This window comes from Agrobacterium sp. ES01 (genome assembly GCF_050320885.1).
Taxonomy (GTDB): Bacteria; Pseudomonadota; Alphaproteobacteria; order Rhizobiales; family Rhizobiaceae; genus Allorhizobium.
Window position 1 is genome coordinate 335,070 of sequence record NZ_JBNQTH010000003.1, and the last position, 18,634, is coordinate 353,703.

The window sequence follows — 18,634 nt, forward strand, 5'->3', positions numbered from 1 at the left end:
GATTTTCGACGCCGGAGGGCTGGCGCAAGCGTCGGTGAAACTCCTTTGAGGACATCCATCGGACGAGACGTCCCCCGAGCGCCTGATCAAGGGCGTGACTGGAGCGCCAATGAACCATCTAAGAGCGGAGGCCGCAAGCAGACTTGTGACTGCTATCTGGTGCCGGGCAGCGTGGCTGGCTGCCCTTGCGGTGCCGGCGAAGCAGACGGCCACAATTTTTGGCCCCAGTTGCGAAAGAGCGTCTGCCCCGGCAACTCCACCCATCGATATGTGAAATGGCTGACAATCACGGTCAGCACAACAATGACCAAAGCATAGAGATTGGCTGCGAGCGGCGAGAGCGACAGTCGAAAATACTGCTGACCAACATCCGCCGTATAATCGAACAAGGTGATACCGGTCAGTTTTTGCACCAACATCATGACATTGCCGGCGCGCAGAACGATCCACGCATGCACGACGTAGATCGAAAGGGAAATCGCACCGAGATACATCATCGGAGCCGTGCTCATCAACGCCGAGATATGGCCTCGGCCATAGGCGAACAGCACCATCAAGAGAATGAACACTACCGGCAGGATCACGGCATATTCCGTGCGCCCGATCGCCAGCTGGAGCCCGATCATCAGCGCAAATCCTGCAAGTTCCAATGCCGTGAAAACCGCAACAGGAACAGTCTTGAACATGTCACGCTGGTAGAGATAGCCAAAAAGATAATAGGAAAGCGTTCCGCAACTGAAGCCAAGGAAAGACCGAAAGACGCCGAAATCCTGAAACGAACTCATGCCATCCGGCGCAACCAACACCAGCATCGCCATGCTGAAGGGGATCACCACGACGGTCACATACAGAAAACGTCGCCTTAGGCAGAAGAGCGAGGCGGCAAACAGCAGATATGCCGCCCATTCGGTTGAAAGGCTCCAGCTTGGAAAATTCCAGGTCAGTTGATCGTGAATACCCCAGGCCTGAATGAGAGTCAGATTGGTGACAATCGCGAAGAGAGATTTAGGGCCCTCGAAATAGCCCCTGCCTTCAGGGGCGAGCGGGCTCAAAATGGTCGCAAAGGCAATTTCTGTCAGTATAAAAACCAGTAGCATCACCACATGTATGGGATAGATCCGTCCAAGGCGCGCGATGAGAAAACGGCGGAAGCTGTATCCTTCGAGCAGCCTCTGCTCATAGCCTGCGACGATGACGAAGCCGCTGAAGACAAAGAAAAGATCGACCAGGGAACGACCGCTGGATTCGAGCCCAGACTGGTAGAGGAAAGTCGCAGCCGGTATGTGCGACAACACCACAAAAATAGAAAACAATCCGCGCAAGCCGTCGAACGCCAAAAATCGCATCAATTCACCCAGCCTTCACTGATCGCCGGCCCCGAAATTCCACACGGGCAAGAGGCCCACAAGCGAAACTAGGCCGACGGTGCTTAAGGTTTGGCAAATATGGCAGCACCGAACACGACTGCACGGGGCGATGGATATATGCCGCAATGAGTTTGTGATGAGGCGTCTGCAAGGCTCCTGAGACCCTATAGGCGCCAGCCTTCACGGATCCTGATGTTGAGATGGTCTCCGGATTTGACGGCGATCCGACTGAATGCGCGCAGGCTCTGTCCATCGTCCAGGGTCAGTCGCAACAGATGGCGCTCGCCCTCGAACGTCGCGCTCTCGACCCGTGCAGCAACACCGTCAGAACCAATCTCGATATCTTGCGGCCGCACAAGAACGTCGACTGTCCGTTCGCCAGATTGCGCCTGGTCAAGACCGGTCGCCATTCTCGAATGATTGTAGACACGCTCGGCAATCCCGTCATCCCTGACCGATAGAATACCCCCTTGCCCGATCAATCCGCCAACCAGCTTGCCCTCAGGCCGCGCATACAGTTCGGCGGGCGCTCCAACCTGCAACAGGCGCCCTTCCGACATCACCGCGACATCCGTGGCAAGCGCCATCGCCTCGGCCTGATCATGGGTCACATAAACCATGGTTGCGCCAGAGCGCTGGTGAAATTCGCGGAATGTCTCTTCCATCTCCTGCCGCAAGTGGCGGTCGAGATTGGCAAGCGGTTCGTCCAGAAGAACCACATCGGGCTCAGTCACGAGGCATCGCGCCAGAGCCACGCGCTGTCGCTGTCCCCCGGAGAGGTCAGCCGGTCGTCGTCCCGCAAAGGGCTCGAGCCGCACGGCGGAAAGCGCGTCTGCCACCTTGCGTCGATACGGTTCTCCAGTCACGCCGCGCACCTTCAGAGGATAACCGACATTCTCGGCAACACTCATATGGGGCCACAGCGCATAGGATTGAAACACCATCGCCATGTTGCGGCGTTCTGGCGGCACAATCCCGCCGCCGTCGGACATCAGACGTTCACCGAGATAGATGGCGCCGTCGCTCGGCACTTCAAATCCGGCAATCATGCGCAGAACCGTCGTCTTGCCGCAACCGGATGGCCCAAGCAGCGCCAGAAAGCCGCCATCCCGAATATCGATAGAGAAGTCCGAGACGGCTGGCCGCACTCCGCCAAAATCCTTGGCCAGATGATTGAGTATCAGTTTCGCCACGGAACCACTCCTCTGGGCAGACGGTCGGCCAGACCTTCCAGGATCAGCATCAAAACGACCACCATCAACACCACAAGCACCGAAAGGGCCGACGCCAGATCATAGGAACCGCTGTCATCGAGATTGTAGATGGCGACGCCCAGCGTCTGTGTACCCGCTGACCACAAAAGCGCAGACACCGTGAGTTCATTGCAGGCGATCAGAAACACCAGGATGACCGATGCTCCGGCGGATGGTGCGATCAGCGGCAACAGGATATCGACTAGCCGATGACGAAATCCCGCACCGGACAGCCGTGCGGCCTCTTCCAGCGCCGGATCAAGCTGCAGAAATGCACTCATGACCGGCTTGAAGCTGACAGCCAGAAAACTGGAGAAATAGGCAAGCAGAATGATCCAGATCGTACCGTAGATCGTCACTTTGAGGATCGGCAATGGTGCCGCAAACAGCAGAATGAAGGCGACCGCGATCACGATGCCCGGAAGCGCATAGGGAATATCAATCGACGACTTGATCAGGCCTGCGATAAAGCCGCGGCGCTTGGACAGCGTATAGGCCGCCAGAACGGTGATCACCAAGAGACCGATAGCCGTTGCGCCGGCCAGAAATATCGAATTGAAAAACGCCATCTGCGTGACGCTTTGACGAAACAGGATCTCGCGATAGGCCGACAGCGTTGCCGTATCGAGTGACAGCGCGACGCCATATGTCGGCACGAGAGAGGCTGCAAGCAAGGCAGCGAAGGGTGCTAGAAGAATGCAGGCAAGGCAAAGCCACAGCATGATTTCAACGGGCAGACGCCGCCCTTCAAGCTTGAAACTTGCCACCGGACCCGACAACCCGATCACCCTGTAATCGCGGCCCTTGAGCGCGCGATCCTGGATGGCAAGTCCGATGACAGCGATCAGTGCGATGATCCCTGACAGCATGGCGATATCACCAAAGGTACCGGAGTCGAAACTGGCAAAACGGGAATAAATCAAGGTCGGCAAGGTGATGATCGAGCCTGGAATACCCAATATGGCGGGAATGCCGAAATTGCCGATTGCAGACACGAAAGCGATGGCGGCACCGGCAATGGCACCTGGAATGGAGAGCGGCAGGATGATGTCACGCAACACCCGCATTGGCGACGCCCCGGACAATTGAGCTGCCTCCACACCCTCGCGCGGAAGGGACAAAAGCCCGGCGCGCAACGAGAGATAGACAAGCGGCGCATGCTGGATACCCAATAACAGCGCAATACCACCGAGCGAATAGAGCGGCTGCGGGCTCCCCAGGGGCGGTGCAATGCCAAGCGCCTTCAACAGCGGACTGGATGGCCCGGTCATGCCGACAAAGGACAGTGCCGTCACCTGCGGTGGAATCATGGTGGGCAGCATGAAGAGGAAGCTCAACAGCCACCGCCCCCTGATATCCGTCAGTGCAAGTGCAAGCGCAAACGCGCCACCGAGGACGACAGAGATCAAGGTACCGGCAAGCGACGTCACCAGACTGTTGACGACGGCATGCCAGACCTGAGGATCGACAAGCAGATCGCCGGCCCCCCCACCCATGATCGACAGCGCACCGGCATAGACCAGCCGTCCGAGCGGCACGATACTCAGGCAGGAAATTGCAGTGATAACAAAAGGAAACAGCCAGCGCGGCTGGCTGTTTCCGGTAGAGCTGAACTTGGCCAATGCAGTCTATTGCTCAGTTGGTCGCGAAAATATCCGAGAAAGTCTTCAGATCCTTGTCTGTCGATGCGAGTGCTGCCGCAGCATCGAGAGGCAGCACCTTGATCGTTTCGCGGGCCGGGAAACCAGTGGGCACAGGCATGCCGTTGCGCGCCGGGATATAGCCGAGTTTCAAGAATCCATCCTGACCCTTTTCAGAGAGTACGTAGTCGATAAACTTCTTGGCTGCCTCGGCATGCTTGGTGGTATTGAGAATAGCGACCGGTTCGGTGACGGCCGAGACACCCTCCTCTGGGAAGACGAATTCGACAGGTGCGCCCTTGGCCTTTTCGCGGATGGGAAGATAGTCGACGACCACGCCATAAGCCTTTTCGCCGGTGGCAACCGCTTTCAATACGCCGCCATTGCCGCCGGCGGCCGTTGCGCCATTTTCCTTCAACGCCTTGTAATAATCCCAGCCGAGCCCGTCCACACCGCTCAAGGTCTGCGCATGAATGAGCGCTGCACCCGAGGTGAGCGGGCTTGGCATCGCAACCAGACCCTTGGCTTCAGGCTTGGCAAGGTCGGACCAGCGCTGCGGCTTCATTGACGCTGCCGTGTTATACATGATGCCGGTTGTGATCAGCTTGGTGGAATAATAGGTACCATCGGCGTCATAGAGCGATGCATCGTAGTTGGCCGCTTCCGGTGACTTGTAGGCCATCAACTGGCCGGCCTGCTTCATGCGCTCGAGCGTGACCGTATCGGCGATCAGCAGCACGTCGGCACCCGGATTGCCCGCTTCGATCTCCGACATCAGACGCGCCATGATCTTGGTCGTACCGTCGCGAACCCAATCCACCTTGATGTCCGGATTGGCAGCCATGAAGCCATCGACTGTCGCCTGGGCGTCTTCATTGGGCTGGCTCGTATAGAGCACCAGATCGGCGGCTTGGGTAAAAGTCGCGGATGCAAGAAGCGCAATGGCGGCGACGGCGGAAGAAAGGCGTTTGGACATGATTGGACCCTCGTTTCAATTCGAGGCGGGTCTAGGCCTCTCGTGCAACATCTGTATGACAAACCGGTGAGGCGCGATTCTCATCCAGCCGGACGGGAACAATCACAAGCAGATAACAAAAAGCCTGAGAGCTCCGCCCCTGACGAACGCAGCCACACACAAGTGTATTGATCAGGCTGCAGCAGCCACAGCACCGCCGATCAGGCGCCCAAGACGGCTAATGCCTTCCTCGATCATCGCTTCGTTCGCACAGGAGAAAGATAGCCGTATCGTGTTCGCACCGGAGCCATCAGCGAAGAAGGCACGTCCGGGGACGAACGCCACCTTCTCCGTTTCGACGGAGCGCGCCAGAAGCTCACCGCCGTCCAGTCCCGCAGGCAGTGTCAGCCAGATGAACATACCTCCGTCAGGCCTGGTCCATGAGCATCCAGCCGGCATATAGGCAGTGAGGGCCCTGAGCATTGCATCGCGACGTGCACCATAAGCAGCCCTGATCTTGGCGACCTGCTGGGTAAAATGGCGCTCGGCCACCTGCGCAATCGCCATCTGGTTGATCGTCGACGAGTGCAGATCGGCTGCCTGCTTCATCAAGACCAGCTTGCGAATAACCGGTTTAGCGGCGACAACGAAGCCGACGCGCAGGCCCGGCGCCAACGTCTTGGAGAAGCTGCCGCAATAAAGGGTGCGCGTATTTTCGATTGAGCCTTTCTCGGCAATCTCGAGAGCGAGAATCGGCGGGATTGCCTCACCGTCATAGCGCAGCGATTGATAGGCGGCATCTTCGATAATTGCGATATCCAGCTCGTCCGCCAGTGCCAGCAGCCGCTCCCGCCCTGCGCGGTCGATCGTTTCCCCCGTCGGATTGGAAAAATCGGCCGAGAGATAGGCAAATTTGACGGCCCCGCCCGCCGTCTCGGCGGCCGCTTTGTAACTGCCGGGCGTCCGATTGCCGTTGAGTGTCAACTGGTCATAAGACGGCTCATAGGCGTTGAAGGCCTGCAGTGCCCCCAGATAGGTTGGCCATGTCACCAGTGCCGTGTCCTTAGGCGACAGGAACAGCTTGCCCAGGTAATCAAGCGCCTGCTGCGAACCAGACGTGATGAAGACATTGTCGCTGCTGCAGGGAATGCCGAGCTTGGCCGTTTCACCGACGAGCCAGTCACGCAATGGCTGATAGCCCTCACTCACCGAATACTGCAGCGCCGCCGCAACCTGTTCCCCGCTGAAGATATCGGCATAGGCGTCTTTGAACTCTTCATTGGGAAAGAGTGCCGGATCGGGAATACCGCCCGCAAGGGAGATGATATCGGGCTGGTCCAGAAGCTTTAGCAATTCACGGATTTCGGATGCGCGCATACGCGACGAGCGCGTCGCGAAAATATGATCCCATTTCATCATGGAGCGTTTCCTCAGTGCGTTCTTTTAAGAGGAAGCTGATCACGAAGACCTATATATGTCAATAATGCTGACCTATTTGAATGTGGCGCTCGGATCACCGGCAGGTGTTCATCGTGACATCCCAAACAGGGCAGCCACAGACGAACAGGAGACACTGTCACGTCCCATAATCCGACCGGAGTGAATGCGCGCATTATTGATAAGGGTTTGTTTAAGCCTGGCATGCATTACTACCGGATCAGTATCGGCACACGCATTGGACAAAACATGAAGTCCGCCCCTGCTGGAAGTTTTCTCAAGCTCGCGGTCGGGCAGGAGTACAACGAAGGCACCCATTGTTGGGACGTTCTCGACGATCTGTTCGATATGTGGCCGCACTTGATTGCGGGCACCGGCATTCTGATGATCGCGATTGCCAGTTATTCGGGTGGCGGATCTGTCGCTCTGGAATGGTCCGTCCTGTTTATAGCCTTACAACTCTTAATGAGAGCCGGCTTCAAGCTTGCCTATATACGCCGCTCCGAACAGGCAAGTCTTCAGCTTTGGCTTTACATCTTCTGGGTCGCGGCCCTTATGTCCGGGGTGCTCTGGGGCATATCCATGGCGCTGATGTTTCATCAGGCATCTCCTTCGATTCAGCTCATGACCCTCACAGTCGGTTGCGCAATCGTTCAGTCCGCAACATCCCGTGGCTACATGGCCCCGCTTCAGTCTATGTCACAGGCAGCAGCTTTGATGCTCATACTGGCAGCACAGGCTGTGGTGGATGGCCTGTATCTCGTTGCTCCTCTTGCGCTCTTGCTTATGCTGTTTCAGATCGGCCAGGTCCGGAAACTGATTGAATTGCGCGTGAGCGAGCTCAAGTCGAAGCAGGAGCGGGTTGAGGCACAGGAACTGTTGGCGGAAAAAGCTGAAGCGCTTGAGACGGCCAATGCGCAACTCAAACACTACGCCATGACCGATGAATTGACGGGCCTTCCCAACCGGCGCAAGTTCGATCAGCGTCTTGCAAGGCAATTGGATGAGGCCGTCAGACAGGAGAACTGTCTCTCTCTGGCCCTGATTGACGTCGATCACTTCAAGCAATTTAACGACACCCATGGTCATCTCGCCGGTGATGCCTGCCTGACTGTGATCGGTCTTGTCATGAAGGAATTCGCCGACGTGCCAAGACTCTTTGCCGCCCGCTATGGCGGTGAAGAATTTGCACTGATCATGAGCTCAACCGATTCCACAGGTGCAGCCAGCATCGCGGAAAAGCTCCGCAAACTGATGTCCGAGATAGACATGTCGAATGTGATTGCAGGCGCCCCGGGCATTACGATCAGTATCGGCATTGCAACAATGCTCAACGGCGAACCTCTCTCCGCTGAGGACTTGATCAACCGCGCCGATTCCGGTCTCTACGAGGCCAAGCGGTCGGGTCGCAACCGCGTGCGGAGCGGCGACGGCCTGAAGTTGTCCTCGATGAAGGAACTCCCACAGACCTGACGGCTTGTAAAAGTCGTTTCGGACCGGATTGGCCATTCAATTAGGCAATCGCTGCACGCACTAGCCTGCGGGCGGCCCAAAGATAGACATCCCTCGCCTCCTCTCGGTCGAGTCCGCAGACGTCTTCAAGCACCACCGTTGTTTCAATACCGCACAAAAGGCTGAGGCTATGCACGAGACGGCGATAGTCTTCGCCGGGCAGTTCATCACGCAGCGGTGCCAGCGCAGCATCCAGCCAGCCAGTCCGGCGCCCGCCTCTTCGCGTGGCAGCGTCGTTGTTGGCCGTACTGGCCAGCAATGCCCGAAACATTGGCTCCTCAGCGTCTACCATGGCCATGATCCGACCGATCACATCAACAACCCGTTCCTCCGGGTCGGCTCCGCCACTCGATGGGTCTACATGAATCGTTGCCGCAACGGCATCCAGCGCCGCCTCACGAATGAGGTCGTCCTGTTTCGAGAAGTAACGATAGGCAGTCGCTTTCGAAATTCCCGCATGATCTGCCACTTCCGCAATCGTGGGCTGTATCCCCTGCTCGATCAACGCGTGGGCCGCCCGCAGCAACTCGGCCCGCGTCCTCTTCTTCTGGTTGATCCGCTCGGAACTTTTCACTTGACCGGTCATTTGATCCTCTTTATGAGACTATTATCTCATGAAGAGATAACTGTATCAAAACCATGAAGGGAAGCAACCATGAATACCGAAAAGATCCGCACAACCGATCCGGCAAAGCCGCCCAGTGCAGTGCATTTCCTCGGCAACTTATTGACCTTTCGCGCCCGCGCTGCGCAAACAGACGGCAAATTTTCCGTTGCGGAATGCATCACCGCGCCGGGTGCCGGCTCGCCCTACCACACGCAACAGGATGAAGAGTCCTTCCTGATCCAGGAAGGAAATGTGGAATTCACCATTGACGGGAAAGCGATTCTGCTTGGCCCTCAGGAATTCATCTACATCAAGCCGGGCACGCCCCACCTCTTCAGGAATATCGGCGAAACGCCAGCAAAGATGTTGATCATCAACATGCCCGGCGGCTTTCACGAGGCATTCTTCGATGCCGTAGGTGAGCCCGTAAGCGGGGAAACCGCGCAGTTTCCACCGCAGACAGATCCGGATTTCGCGTTCATCGCCGAAGCGGCCATCCGCAACGGCATCGCACTGCTGCCGCCACCTCGATCCAACGATCATTGATGCCGTCAGGCGCGCCACCTTGGTATAAGCAAAGCATCCTCGACACTTAGGATTGTTTTAGGCAGCGCGGCGACGCTCAGTACGCTAATGCATCAGGTCATCCGCTGGAGCGTGCAATCAGCGGGAACAATCGCATCTGAAAAAGAATATCGCAGGCTACGGGAAAGCAGCTGGTTTGACACGGTGCACACGAAATGCCGCGGTCTCCGGCGCTGCCGTACGAAACACCATCGCGCCGTAGCGCGTACATGGATCACCGCAACAGTGACCAGGCCGCACGCCGAAAGCGCACAAGCATAAACACACTCGGGGGACGCATTGGCGGGGACATGCCATGCACCGGGACACCACAAACAGGAGAGTTCCAAATGCGTGGACTATCATTCTTCTGCCTGGCCACAGCCAGCCTCTACGCACTGGCCGGCATGGCCTTTGGCATCTACATGGCAGCGTCGCACGATCATATGCTCGCGCCAGCCCATGCCCACCTAAATCTGGTCGGCTGGGTCACCATCGCCCTTTATGGTTTTTACTATCACGCGGTGCCGGCAGCCTCTCTGGGGCGGCTGCCACAAATCCAGGTGGGCGCGGCCACCCTGGGAGTGCTTCTGCTCGCCCCCGGTATCGCCCTGGCCATGCTCGATATTACCGAAGCCTTCGCCGCAATCGGCTCGCTCATCACCCTTATCGCAATGCTTCTCTTTGCGATCATAGTGATCCGCAATCGGGTCGCCGCCGTATAGTCCCATGTAAACGCAGCACAAAACTAAGGCCGGAGCGAAAGCCCCGGCCTCTTTTCATTCAAGGTGTTCTATCGGCCGATCTGCGATCTTAGTTGACCGACTTGTCGACCAGCTTGTTCTTGCCGATCCATGGCATCATGCCACGCAGCTTTTCGCCGACTTCTTCGATCTGGTGCTTGTCATTCATCCGACGAATGCCCTTGAAGCGTGCAGCGCCCGAATGCCATTCCTGCATCCACTCGGCAGTGAACTTGCCGGTCTGGATGTCCTTCAAAACACGCTTCATCTCAGCCTTGGTCTCATCGGTGATGATGCGCGGACCGGTGACATATTCGCCCCACTCGGCCGTGTTGGAGATCGAGTAGTTCATGTTGGCGATGCCGCCTTCATAGATCAGGTCGACGATCAGCTTCACTTCGTGCAGGCATTCGAAATAGGCCATTTCAGGCGCGTAGCCGCCTTCAACCAGAGTTTCGAAACCGGCGCGGATCAGTTCGACGAGACCGCCGCACAGAACGACCTGTTCGCCGAACAGATCGGTTTCGCACTCTTCCTGGAAGGTGGTTTCGATGATGCCCGAACGACCGCCGCCAACGCCGCAGGCATAGGACAGAGCCATTTCAAGAGCATTGCCCGATGCGTCCTGATGAACGGCAACGAGGCAAGGCACACCGCCGCCCTTCTGATATTCGCCGCGCACCGTGTGGCCAGGGCCCTTTGGTGCAATCATGACGATATCGACAGAGGCCTTCGGCTCGATCAGGCCAAAGTGGATGTTGAGACCATGCGCAAATGCAATCGCGGCACCATCGCGAACGTTCGGTGCGATTTCATCCTTGTAGATGCCGGCCTGCAATTCGTCAGGCGTTGCCATCATCATCAGGTCTGCCCAGGCCGCAGCTTCGGCAACGGTCATGACCTTGAAGCCGTCGGATTCTGCCTTCTTGGCGGTTGCCGAACCGGCACGCAGCGCAATCGCCACGTTCTGGGCACCGGAATCCTTGAGGTTGAGCGCATGGGCGCGACCCTGCGAACCGTAACCGATGATAGCGACCTTCTTGGCCTTGATGAGGTTTACGTCGGCATCACGATCGTAATAAACGCGCATTGTCTTGTTCCTTCCCTGACTTAGTCGTTTAAAGCGTTGTTTTCTGGCCGACACCCGGGGCCGCCAGTATCTTGTCCGTGCCGTGAAGCGTGAGAAAGGCTGCAACGGCCTTCTGCGCCCGGGCGGCGAATAGATTATTGTCCGGTCTGTCGCCCAGCAGCATGCGCACATGCAGATCAGAGACGATCAGACCGTAAAAGGTACGATAGGCTTCTTCGCCATCGGAAAAGCGCAGCAGACCGTCGCGCTGGCCGGATTCGATCAGTGCCCTCGCCCGCCGGTCGATCTGGCGGCGCCCGCGCTCGCGCAAAAGGTGACCAAGCTTGGAGCCGTCGCGACTTGTCTGGCCGATTGCCAGGCGGTTCAGCGCCAGCGACACATCACCACTCAAGACATCGAGCAAGTCATGGGCAAAAACTTCAAGATGATGGGTCAGGCTCTCCGACGTCAGCCGTTCGCCTGCGCGCTCGACCGTCCTCACCTTGGAGGCCTGATGCGAGATCATCGCAGATAAGAGCCCATCGCGGTCGCCAAACCACTTGTAAAGGCTCTCCTTGGAACAATTGGCAGCACGCGCCAGTCCAGCTGTTGTCAGCGACTTTTCGCCGCCGTCAACCAGCAAGCGCAAAGCCACGTCCAGAACGGCGTTCTGTCGCGGTGTAAAGCTACTGTCGCTTGCAGGATCGCTAAGCAAAATATCTCTCCCAAATTCCGTACCGTACCGTACGGTTCCGATTTAGATACAGAGGACGCCGAATATCGTCAAGAGAAAAATGCAGACGACAGAGACTGTCTTTTTGGCCGTGTAAGCGACGTGGCGCGCGCCTCTCCTTCAACATGAATTGCACCGAGCGCGTCCCAATCCGCACACGGCAAGAGCCTTCTCCTGGATCAGGAGGCTCAAGTTTTGTTGTTTATTATAACTTTTTTCAACAACCCATGAGAACTTTCAAAAATAATCATAAGTATCTGAAAAAATTATCGAAGATGATGGACCGCGGAAGAATTTTTCGGATCCTCAAAAGCCCTTCGTGACTTTTTTTTGCAAGACTGCTCTTGCAAAAGTTATAAAACATAACGAAATACAAGCAATCGAACCGCACAGTTCGATTGTGCGCAACATTGATTACAGGAGAATATTATGAACAAGTTCGCAACAGCCACCCTTCTCGCAGTTCTTGCCGGCTCGTCGGCAGCCTATGCGACCCAGCCGATCCAGGGCTCCATCACTTATAACGGTAACGAATCCTACCTGCCGAAGTCCCCTGTGGGTTCGAACTTCGAGCACCGCTTCACCGGCCAGGACGGTCAGGAATATCGCGAAATCTACCGCGTAAACGCCTCGCATAGTGTTGATCTGGTGACGCGCCAGATGCTCAGCAACGACCAGTAAGCTGGTATGCAAATCCCGTGCCCTGGTTTATTCGGGGCACGGGCAAATGGCGTGGCGATGCTGACGACTTAACCGATGTTTTGAAGTTCGTCATACGTCCTGCGCGCCGCCTCCACACTCCGGGCATTGTCTTCGGCCCAACGCACCAGGACGTGAAGCGACGCAAAGAGCGAATGTCCAAGCTTGGTCAAGCAGTATTCGACGCTCGGCGGTTTGGTTGGATACACCGTCCTCTGGACGTAACCGTCGCGTTCGAGGTCCCGAAGGGTCTGGGTCAGCATCCGCTGGGAGATATCGGGAACCAGCCGGCGTAGCGCTCCGAAACGATAGGGCCGCTCAGCCAGCGTCAATAATAGAAGCGTCGACCACTTGCTGCCGATCGGCGCAATGACAAGACGAACCGGGCAATCTGCGATCGAGGAGTTGTCATCACTGTATTTCCGTAACTTGGACTCGAAAGTGCTGCGCGTGGCGTCCATGGGTAGTTCCTTTTACGTAACCAACTGCTGAAAAACTGCCTTCTTTACAACGAGGCGTCAATCTACAATTTAGCCCTACTCTCATTTTGAGAGCGCCTGCGGGTTTATAGACGTCCCGTCACCGAAAGGAAATACCATGACAAAGATCCTCATCACCGGCGCCTCCGGCAATCTCGGCGGCCTCGTCATCAAGCACCTTCTGGAAACCGAAAAGGTGCCCGCATCCGATATTGTCGCCGGCTCGCGCAATCCGCAGAAACTCACAGAACTCGCCGCTCTGAATATCGAGACCCGCAAGGTTGATTTCGACGACGCAGATCTGCCATCCGCCTTCGAGGGCATCGACCGCCTGCTGATCATTTCGACTGATGAGTTGATGGCACCGGGAAAACGCCTCCAGCAGCATAAGGCTGCCGTCGAAGCTGCCACAACTGCCAAGGTCGGTCGGATCTATTACACATCCCTGCCCGACGCAGATACGTCACCGATCACATTCGCACCGGATCACTTTGGCACCGAACAGGCCATATCTGCATCCGGACTGCCGTATACCATCCTGCGCAATGGCTGGTACCAGGAAAACATGTTCATGAGCATCCCGAATGCCATTGCGTCCGGCACCATGTACACCTCAAGCGGCGATGGTAAGACAGCCTACATTGCCCGTGAAGACATCGCACGCGCGACAGCCGCGGCGCTCGCCAAACCGGCAAAAGAAAATCAGATCCTGACTTTGACCGGTGAGCGCGCCTATACCGACGCGGAAATTGCCGAACTCGCATCCAAGGCGACCGGAAAGCCCATCAATGTCGTGGCAATAAATGATGAGCAACTGGCCGAAGGCATGGCCGGTGCCGGCCTGCCGGCACCCCTGATCCCGATTCTGGTCTCCATGAGCACAGCAACGCGAGAAGGCAAGCTGTCGCAAATCACGTCCGACGCCCGCACCCTGATCGGCCAGCCCTTGAAGTCGACGGAGAGCTTTATCGCTGAAAACGCCGCAGCCCTTGCAGGCTGACAGTCGGTCCCGAACCTGTTGCGCCAACGATCCGCCTTAGGCGCAACGGAAACCGACGGCTCCCAATAGCGTCATGGGAGCCGTCGGACACAAGGAAAACGCTCAGGAGTGATCCTTGAGCGTTTCTTTTTGAGTGATCAGTCGCGCACTGTGCTGCCCGGACAGATAGATCCACAGCCAGCTCCATGCGACGGCGAGGCGCGATCGGGTTCCGATCAAAAAGTAGATATGCGCCAGCCCCCAGAGCCACCAGGCAATACCGCCCTTTAGTCTGATCCAGCCGAAATCGGCCACCGCAGCACGCCGGCCTATCGTGGCAAGATTGCCCTGGTTGCGATAGCGGAATGCTGCAGGCACCGGCGTGCCGTTGAGCCTTGCCTTGATCACCCGAGCGACATATGCCCCCTGCTGTTTGGCTGCAGGCGCGACGCCGGGAACAGGTTTTCCGTTCTCCTGCACGGCGAGCGCCGTATCGCCGATCACGAAAATATCGGGATCGCTGCCGATCGACAGATCCGGCTCGACCTTAACCCGACCGGCACGGTCCTGCTCGACCCCGAGCCACTTACCCGCAGGCGATGCCTGCACACCGGCAGCCCAGATGACAGTCCGGCAAGGTACAAATTCCTCACCCACAGTCACGCCTGCGTCCGTGATATCCGTAACGGGTAGACCGGTGCGAACCTCGACACCAAGCTTTCCAAGGGCTTTGGCCGTGTAGTCAGACAGGTCGTCCGTGAACGCCGGCAACACTCTTTGCCCGGCCTCGACAAGAATGACACGTGTGCGGGTGGTATCGATGGAGCGAAACTCGGACGGCAAGGTTTGCTTGGCAAGCTCTGCGATCATGCCTGCCATTTCGACGCCTGTCGCACCTCCCCCGATGATCACAAAGGTTAACTCACCATCGCGCTCATCCTCGCCGCCGTTGAGTTCCGCTCGTTCGAACGCCAGAAGCACTCGCCGCCGGATCGTCGTGGCATCTTCAAGAGTCTTGAGGCCAGGCGCAACACCCTCCCAGTCGTCTCGACCGAAATAGGCATGTCGAGCACCCGTCGCCAGGACAAGCGTGTCATAGGGAATTGTCACGCCGGACCTGAGTTCCACGGTGCGCGCCTCGCGGTCAATGCCGATGACCTCATCCAGAAGTGTGCGGACATCCTTGCGGTGACGGTAGAGATGACGGATCGGCCAGGCGATCTCGGATGTCGCAAGCACTGTGGTTGCGACCTGATACAACAGAGGTTGGAATAGATGGTGGTTACGCCGATCAATCAGCGTGATATCCGCTGACGCTCCCGCAAGGGAGTTGACCAACTGCAACCCTCCAAATCCGCCTCCAACGACGACGATACGATGATGGCTCACGGCTATACGTCCTGACTTAAGGCGATACGGCACAATTGCTGCAACGCAGCATTATATGTAGTCGAACGGGTTACGCATTCAAACCGTTTTCAGATTTTTTGACCGCAAGCCTTGCGGAAACGGAGGACGGTCTGCGTCATTCCAAATTCCAAGGCGTCCGCCGTCAGGCCGTGGCCAATGGACACTTCGGCCATGTCGGGAATGCGCTTGACCAGTGGCGGAAGATTGGCGACGGTCAGATCGTGACCCGCATTCACGCCCATCCCGGCCGCAAAAGCTGCATCTGCAGTGCGTCCGAGCAAATCAATCTGCTCTTCGGCCAGATCCGGTCGATCAAAACACCCCCCATACGGCCCTGTATAGAGTTCGATCCTATCGGCACCGGTCGCCTTGGCTGCATCGACCGCCGCCACATCGCCGTCACCATCGGCAAACAAAGAAACACGCATACCCCGGCGCTTGAGGCGCCCGACAACGGTTTGCAGTAAATCGCCGTGTTTGACGAAATCCCAGCCGTGGTCGGACGTCGCCTGCGACGGATCATCGGGCACAAGGGTCACCTGCTCCGGCGCATTGGCTTCGCAAAGAGCCAGAAACTCCTCTGTCGGATAGCCTTCCATGTTGAATTCCGCATGCGGGAATTCGTCGTCGATCAAGGCGCGCAGCACCGGCAAATCAGAAAAACGGATATGTCTTTCGTCGGGCCGGGGATGCACCGTCAAGCCACTGGCACCGGCGCCAAGCGCAAGCCGACCGAAATGCGCAACATCCGGCCATGGCAGATCGCGTCTGTTGCGAAGCATGGCGATGGCATTGAGATTGACCGAAAGCTGAACTGGCATGGCGCACGTCTTTTGATGTTGAGCAGGAACCATTGCATTTAGGCGATTAGCGGCTGAAACGCCAACGCGTTTATATCATCTATCCATTTCTGCAATTGATTGCCTCTGCAAACAGGCATTTCAGCAATATTCCAGCAATTTCCCGTACTTAAATTTCAAACCGAAAATGGGTTGCGATGTGATTCCAACAGCAACTGCACATTTTGCACGGTCACCAAAACACGCCAGATGAAGTGGTTTGCAAATTTGAAAAGCGAGGCCTACTCTGCTCGCTAAAGTCGCGGAAAAACAAAGAACGACTGGGGATATGTGCAAGGTCGGACAGGCCCTGAAGAGCCTCCGACGCACGAAGCGGCACTGCTTGCTTGGTCTTTGAATACAAAAGAGACGTGCTGAGCAGGAAGGGGGGCACCATGGCTGAACATACGAAGGGTTCCACGCGAAAAGCAACGGCAAGGACAAAGCCGAAGCCAGACGCCCACTTCTTGCCGACCAGTACGCGCCCCCGCCGACAACTGGACGAACCCGTGGCAATCGCCGACATGGCCAACCTCTTCGGTGTCACCCACCGCACCCTGCACTTTTATGAGGAAAAAGGGATGATCCATGCAGGTCGCATCGGCCTCATGAGGATCTATACCCGTGACGATGTCGCGCTGATGTCGTGCATCAACACCTGCCGCGAGATCGGCATGTCCGTTGCTGCAATCCAGGATTTGCTCGCCGCGTTGGCGAACGCCGACGATCAGCAATCTGCAGATCTGATCTTTGAAAACGCGCTCTTGGCACGCAGGAGAGAACTCAAGACGGCACAATCGACAATCCTGAAACAGATCGGCAATCTTGAGCAGCTCTTGTCCGATCAGCATTTGGATGACGATGAGCTGAGAGGAAACACCCGGCATGAACACATCGACCTCAACGATATGGAACGCCGTTGCCTGCAACTCATGGCAGAAGGTTACGCTCCACTTCGCCTGGCGCGGGCCCTGGACATGACAAGCTCGGAAATTTCCACGCTTGAAACCCGCATCATTGAAAAACTCGGCGCCAACAATCGCTTTCAGGCGGTTGCCAAGGCAGTGCTTCTCGGCATCGTCTCTTCCTGACCTCAACCACGGAATGCTGGACGCCCTGACGCTCTCGATTGTCGCAGAGGATCGATATCATAATCTTATGGTTTGATTGCCGGCTGGCGTGTTCAGCGCACGATCGTCAGCGTCTGTGCGGCGCGGGTCACGGCGGTATAAAGCCAGCGCTCGCGCGTATCGCGAAAGGCATAGCTCTCGTCGAACAAAACGACATTGTTCCACTGCGAACCCTGCGCCTTGTGGACGGTCAACGCATAACCGAAATCGAATTCGTCATACCGCTTGCGCGTCGACCATGGGATCTCGGTTTCAAGATCCTCAAATGCCGCCTTCAAGAGCTTGATCTTGGCTGCACCGCGATTCATGTCGTCGTCTTCAGGGCGCACCAGAAGATTGATGCCCGGCTTCACCGTCTCGCGAGATGAGCTCATCACCTGCCACAGGGAACCGTTGAGCAGGCCCTTGGCCTGATCGTTACGCAGACACACAAGCTTGTCGCCGGCCTGCGGATGATCGGCAACGAAACCTTTGAGCTCCCGCAATCGCTTGTTATAGCGCCGCCGGGTGCGGTTGGTGCCGACCAGAACCTGATCAGCTCCCAGAACGAGGTCCTGATTGACCTCATTCTTGGAGATCACCTTCGCCGTCCCGTAATCGCCAAACATGATCTCCTTGCCCTCACGCACATGCATGGCAAGTTCAATGATCGGGTTGTCGCGGGCCTGTCGATGGATTTCCGTCAGAAGATAATCCGGCTCCTGCTCGGTAAAGAATCCGCCGCCCTGAACCGGTGGCAACTGTCCGGGATCGCCCAGAACCAGGATCGGCGTGCCGAAGCTCATCAAATCGCGCCCAAGCGCCTCATCCACCATGGAGCATTCGTCGATGACAATCAAAGCTGCCTTGGCAACGGGGCTCTGGCGATTGATGGCAAACATGGGCGAAATCGAGGTCTTGCCGGTTTCTTCATCCTCAACCGATTCCTCGCCGCGCGGGCGGTAGATCAGCGAATGGATGGTCTTGGCATTGGTGGCGCCACGAGACCTCAGCACCTGCGCCGCCTTGCCGGTAAAGGCCGCAAACAGCACATCGCCGTCGACATCTTCGGCAAAGTGCCGCGCCAGTGTCGTCTTGCCCGTTCCGGCATAGCCAAACAGCCTGAAGACAGGCGAGCGCCCTTCCTTCAGCCACTTGGAAACGGCCTTCAGGGCCTCGTCCTGTTGCGGTGAAAATTGCATCGCCGGACTTGGCAGGATTCGAATGACGAGCGCAACC

Annotated in this window: 18 protein-coding genes; 6 read left to right on the plus strand and 12 right to left on the minus strand. The window is 57.0% G+C overall.

Features of this window, described 5'->3' with window-relative positions:
• Positions 1-152: 152 nt before the first annotated feature.
• From ACQQ2Q_RS10910 to ACQQ2Q_RS10930, 5 genes are all read right to left on the minus strand, one after another.
• Complete coding sequence (locus tag ACQQ2Q_RS10910; protein WP_428187088.1) at positions 153-1,346, minus strand: acyltransferase family protein; 1,194 nt, start codon at positions 1,344-1,346, stop codon at positions 153-155.
• A gap of 185 nt (positions 1,347-1,531) precedes the next feature.
• Positions 1,532-2,560 (minus strand): ABC transporter ATP-binding protein, encoded by a 1,029-nt coding sequence (locus ACQQ2Q_RS10915; RefSeq protein ID WP_428187089.1) that lies wholly within the window; start codon positions 2,558-2,560, stop codon positions 1,532-1,534.
• Positions 2,548-4,242 carry an ABC transporter permease gene (locus ACQQ2Q_RS10920; protein WP_428187090.1) on the minus strand — a complete coding sequence of 565 codons (1,695 nt, stop codon included), beginning with the start codon at positions 4,240-4,242 and terminating at the stop codon, positions 2,548-2,550. Before ACQQ2Q_RS10920 ends, ACQQ2Q_RS10915 begins: the two co-directional genes overlap by 13 nt.
• A gap of 13 nt (positions 4,243-4,255) precedes the next feature.
• Entirely contained in the window at positions 4,256-5,236 is a 981-nt protein-coding gene (locus tag ACQQ2Q_RS10925) for an ABC transporter substrate-binding protein (protein ID WP_428187091.1), read from the minus strand.
• A 171-nt stretch (positions 5,237-5,407) separates the two neighbouring features.
• Complete coding sequence (locus ACQQ2Q_RS10930) at positions 5,408-6,634, minus strand: PLP-dependent aminotransferase family protein (RefSeq protein ID WP_428187092.1); 1,227 nt, start codon at positions 6,632-6,634, stop codon at positions 5,408-5,410.
• A gap of 267 nt (positions 6,635-6,901) precedes the next feature.
• Here ACQQ2Q_RS10930 and ACQQ2Q_RS10935 point away from each other — a divergent pair, with 267 nt between their 5' ends.
• Complete coding sequence (locus ACQQ2Q_RS10935) at positions 6,902-8,125, plus strand: GGDEF domain-containing protein (protein ID WP_428187093.1); 1,224 nt, start codon at positions 6,902-6,904, stop codon at positions 8,123-8,125.
• A 40-nt stretch (positions 8,126-8,165) separates the two neighbouring features.
• Here the strand turns inward: ACQQ2Q_RS10935 and ACQQ2Q_RS10940 are convergent, their stop codons facing one another.
• Complete coding sequence (locus tag ACQQ2Q_RS10940; RefSeq protein ID WP_428187094.1) at positions 8,166-8,750, minus strand: TetR/AcrR family transcriptional regulator; 585 nt, start codon at positions 8,748-8,750, stop codon at positions 8,166-8,168.
• A gap of 69 nt (positions 8,751-8,819) precedes the next feature.
• Between ACQQ2Q_RS10940 and ACQQ2Q_RS10945 the strand changes: the two genes are divergently transcribed.
• Both ACQQ2Q_RS10945 and ACQQ2Q_RS10950 read left to right on the plus strand, forming a co-directional pair.
• Positions 8,820-9,317: a cupin domain-containing protein gene (locus ACQQ2Q_RS10945; protein WP_428187095.1), complete on the plus strand. Its 498-nt coding sequence runs from the start codon at positions 8,820-8,822 to the stop codon at positions 9,315-9,317.
• Between the two features lie 368 nt (positions 9,318-9,685).
• Entirely contained in the window at positions 9,686-10,060 is a 375-nt protein-coding gene (locus ACQQ2Q_RS10950) for a hypothetical protein (RefSeq protein WP_428187096.1), read from the plus strand.
• Positions 10,061-10,148: 88 nt separating this feature from the next.
• Here ACQQ2Q_RS10950 and ilvC read toward each other — a convergent pair whose 3' ends face one another.
• Entirely contained in the window at positions 10,149-11,222 is a 1,074-nt protein-coding gene (ilvC, locus tag ACQQ2Q_RS10955) for a ketol-acid reductoisomerase (protein ID WP_428187097.1), read from the minus strand.
• The gene (locus tag ACQQ2Q_RS10960; RefSeq protein ID WP_428187098.1) at positions 11,197-11,862 is read right to left on the minus strand and encodes a TetR/AcrR family transcriptional regulator; all 666 of its coding nucleotides are present in this window, start codon (positions 11,860-11,862) and stop codon (positions 11,197-11,199) included. Before ACQQ2Q_RS10960 ends, ilvC begins: the two co-directional genes overlap by 26 nt.
• A 447-nt stretch (positions 11,863-12,309) precedes the next feature.
• On the opposite strand from ACQQ2Q_RS10960, the gene ACQQ2Q_RS10965 reads away from it, so the two are divergent.
• Positions 12,310-12,561, plus strand: a complete 252-nt coding sequence (locus ACQQ2Q_RS10965; protein ID WP_428187099.1) for a hypothetical protein — start codon at positions 12,310-12,312, stop codon at positions 12,559-12,561.
• Between the two features lie 68 nt (positions 12,562-12,629).
• On the opposite strand, the gene ACQQ2Q_RS10970 is transcribed toward ACQQ2Q_RS10965, so the two are convergent.
• The gene (locus ACQQ2Q_RS10970; RefSeq protein ID WP_428187100.1) at positions 12,630-13,040 is read right to left on the minus strand and encodes a winged helix-turn-helix transcriptional regulator; all 411 of its coding nucleotides are present in this window, start codon (positions 13,038-13,040) and stop codon (positions 12,630-12,632) included.
• Between the two features lie 136 nt (positions 13,041-13,176).
• Here ACQQ2Q_RS10970 and ACQQ2Q_RS10975 point away from each other — a divergent pair, with 136 nt between their 5' ends.
• Positions 13,177-14,058: an SDR family oxidoreductase gene (locus ACQQ2Q_RS10975; RefSeq protein WP_428187101.1), complete on the plus strand. Its 882-nt coding sequence runs from the start codon at positions 13,177-13,179 to the stop codon at positions 14,056-14,058.
• Positions 14,059-14,160: 102 nt separating this feature from the next.
• On the opposite strand, the gene ACQQ2Q_RS10980 is transcribed toward ACQQ2Q_RS10975, so the two are convergent.
• Entirely contained in the window at positions 14,161-15,426 is a 1,266-nt protein-coding gene (locus tag ACQQ2Q_RS10980; protein ID WP_428187102.1) for an NAD(P)/FAD-dependent oxidoreductase, read from the minus strand.
• 89 nt (positions 15,427-15,515) lie between these two features.
• Entirely contained in the window at positions 15,516-16,268 is a 753-nt protein-coding gene (locus tag ACQQ2Q_RS10985) for a pyridoxine 5'-phosphate synthase (protein ID WP_428187103.1), read from the minus strand.
• Between the two features lie 413 nt (positions 16,269-16,681).
• Here ACQQ2Q_RS10985 and ACQQ2Q_RS10990 point away from each other — a divergent pair, with 413 nt between their 5' ends.
• Positions 16,682-17,377 carry a MerR family transcriptional regulator gene (locus ACQQ2Q_RS10990; RefSeq protein WP_428187104.1) on the plus strand — a complete coding sequence of 232 codons (696 nt, stop codon included), beginning with the start codon at positions 16,682-16,684 and terminating at the stop codon, positions 17,375-17,377.
• A 92-nt stretch (positions 17,378-17,469) separates the two neighbouring features.
• Here the strand turns inward: ACQQ2Q_RS10990 and ACQQ2Q_RS10995 are convergent, their stop codons facing one another.
• Complete coding sequence (locus tag ACQQ2Q_RS10995; RefSeq protein ID WP_428187105.1) at positions 17,470-18,597, minus strand: ATP-dependent DNA helicase; 1,128 nt, start codon at positions 18,595-18,597, stop codon at positions 17,470-17,472.
• Positions 18,598-18,634: the final 37 nt, after the last annotated feature.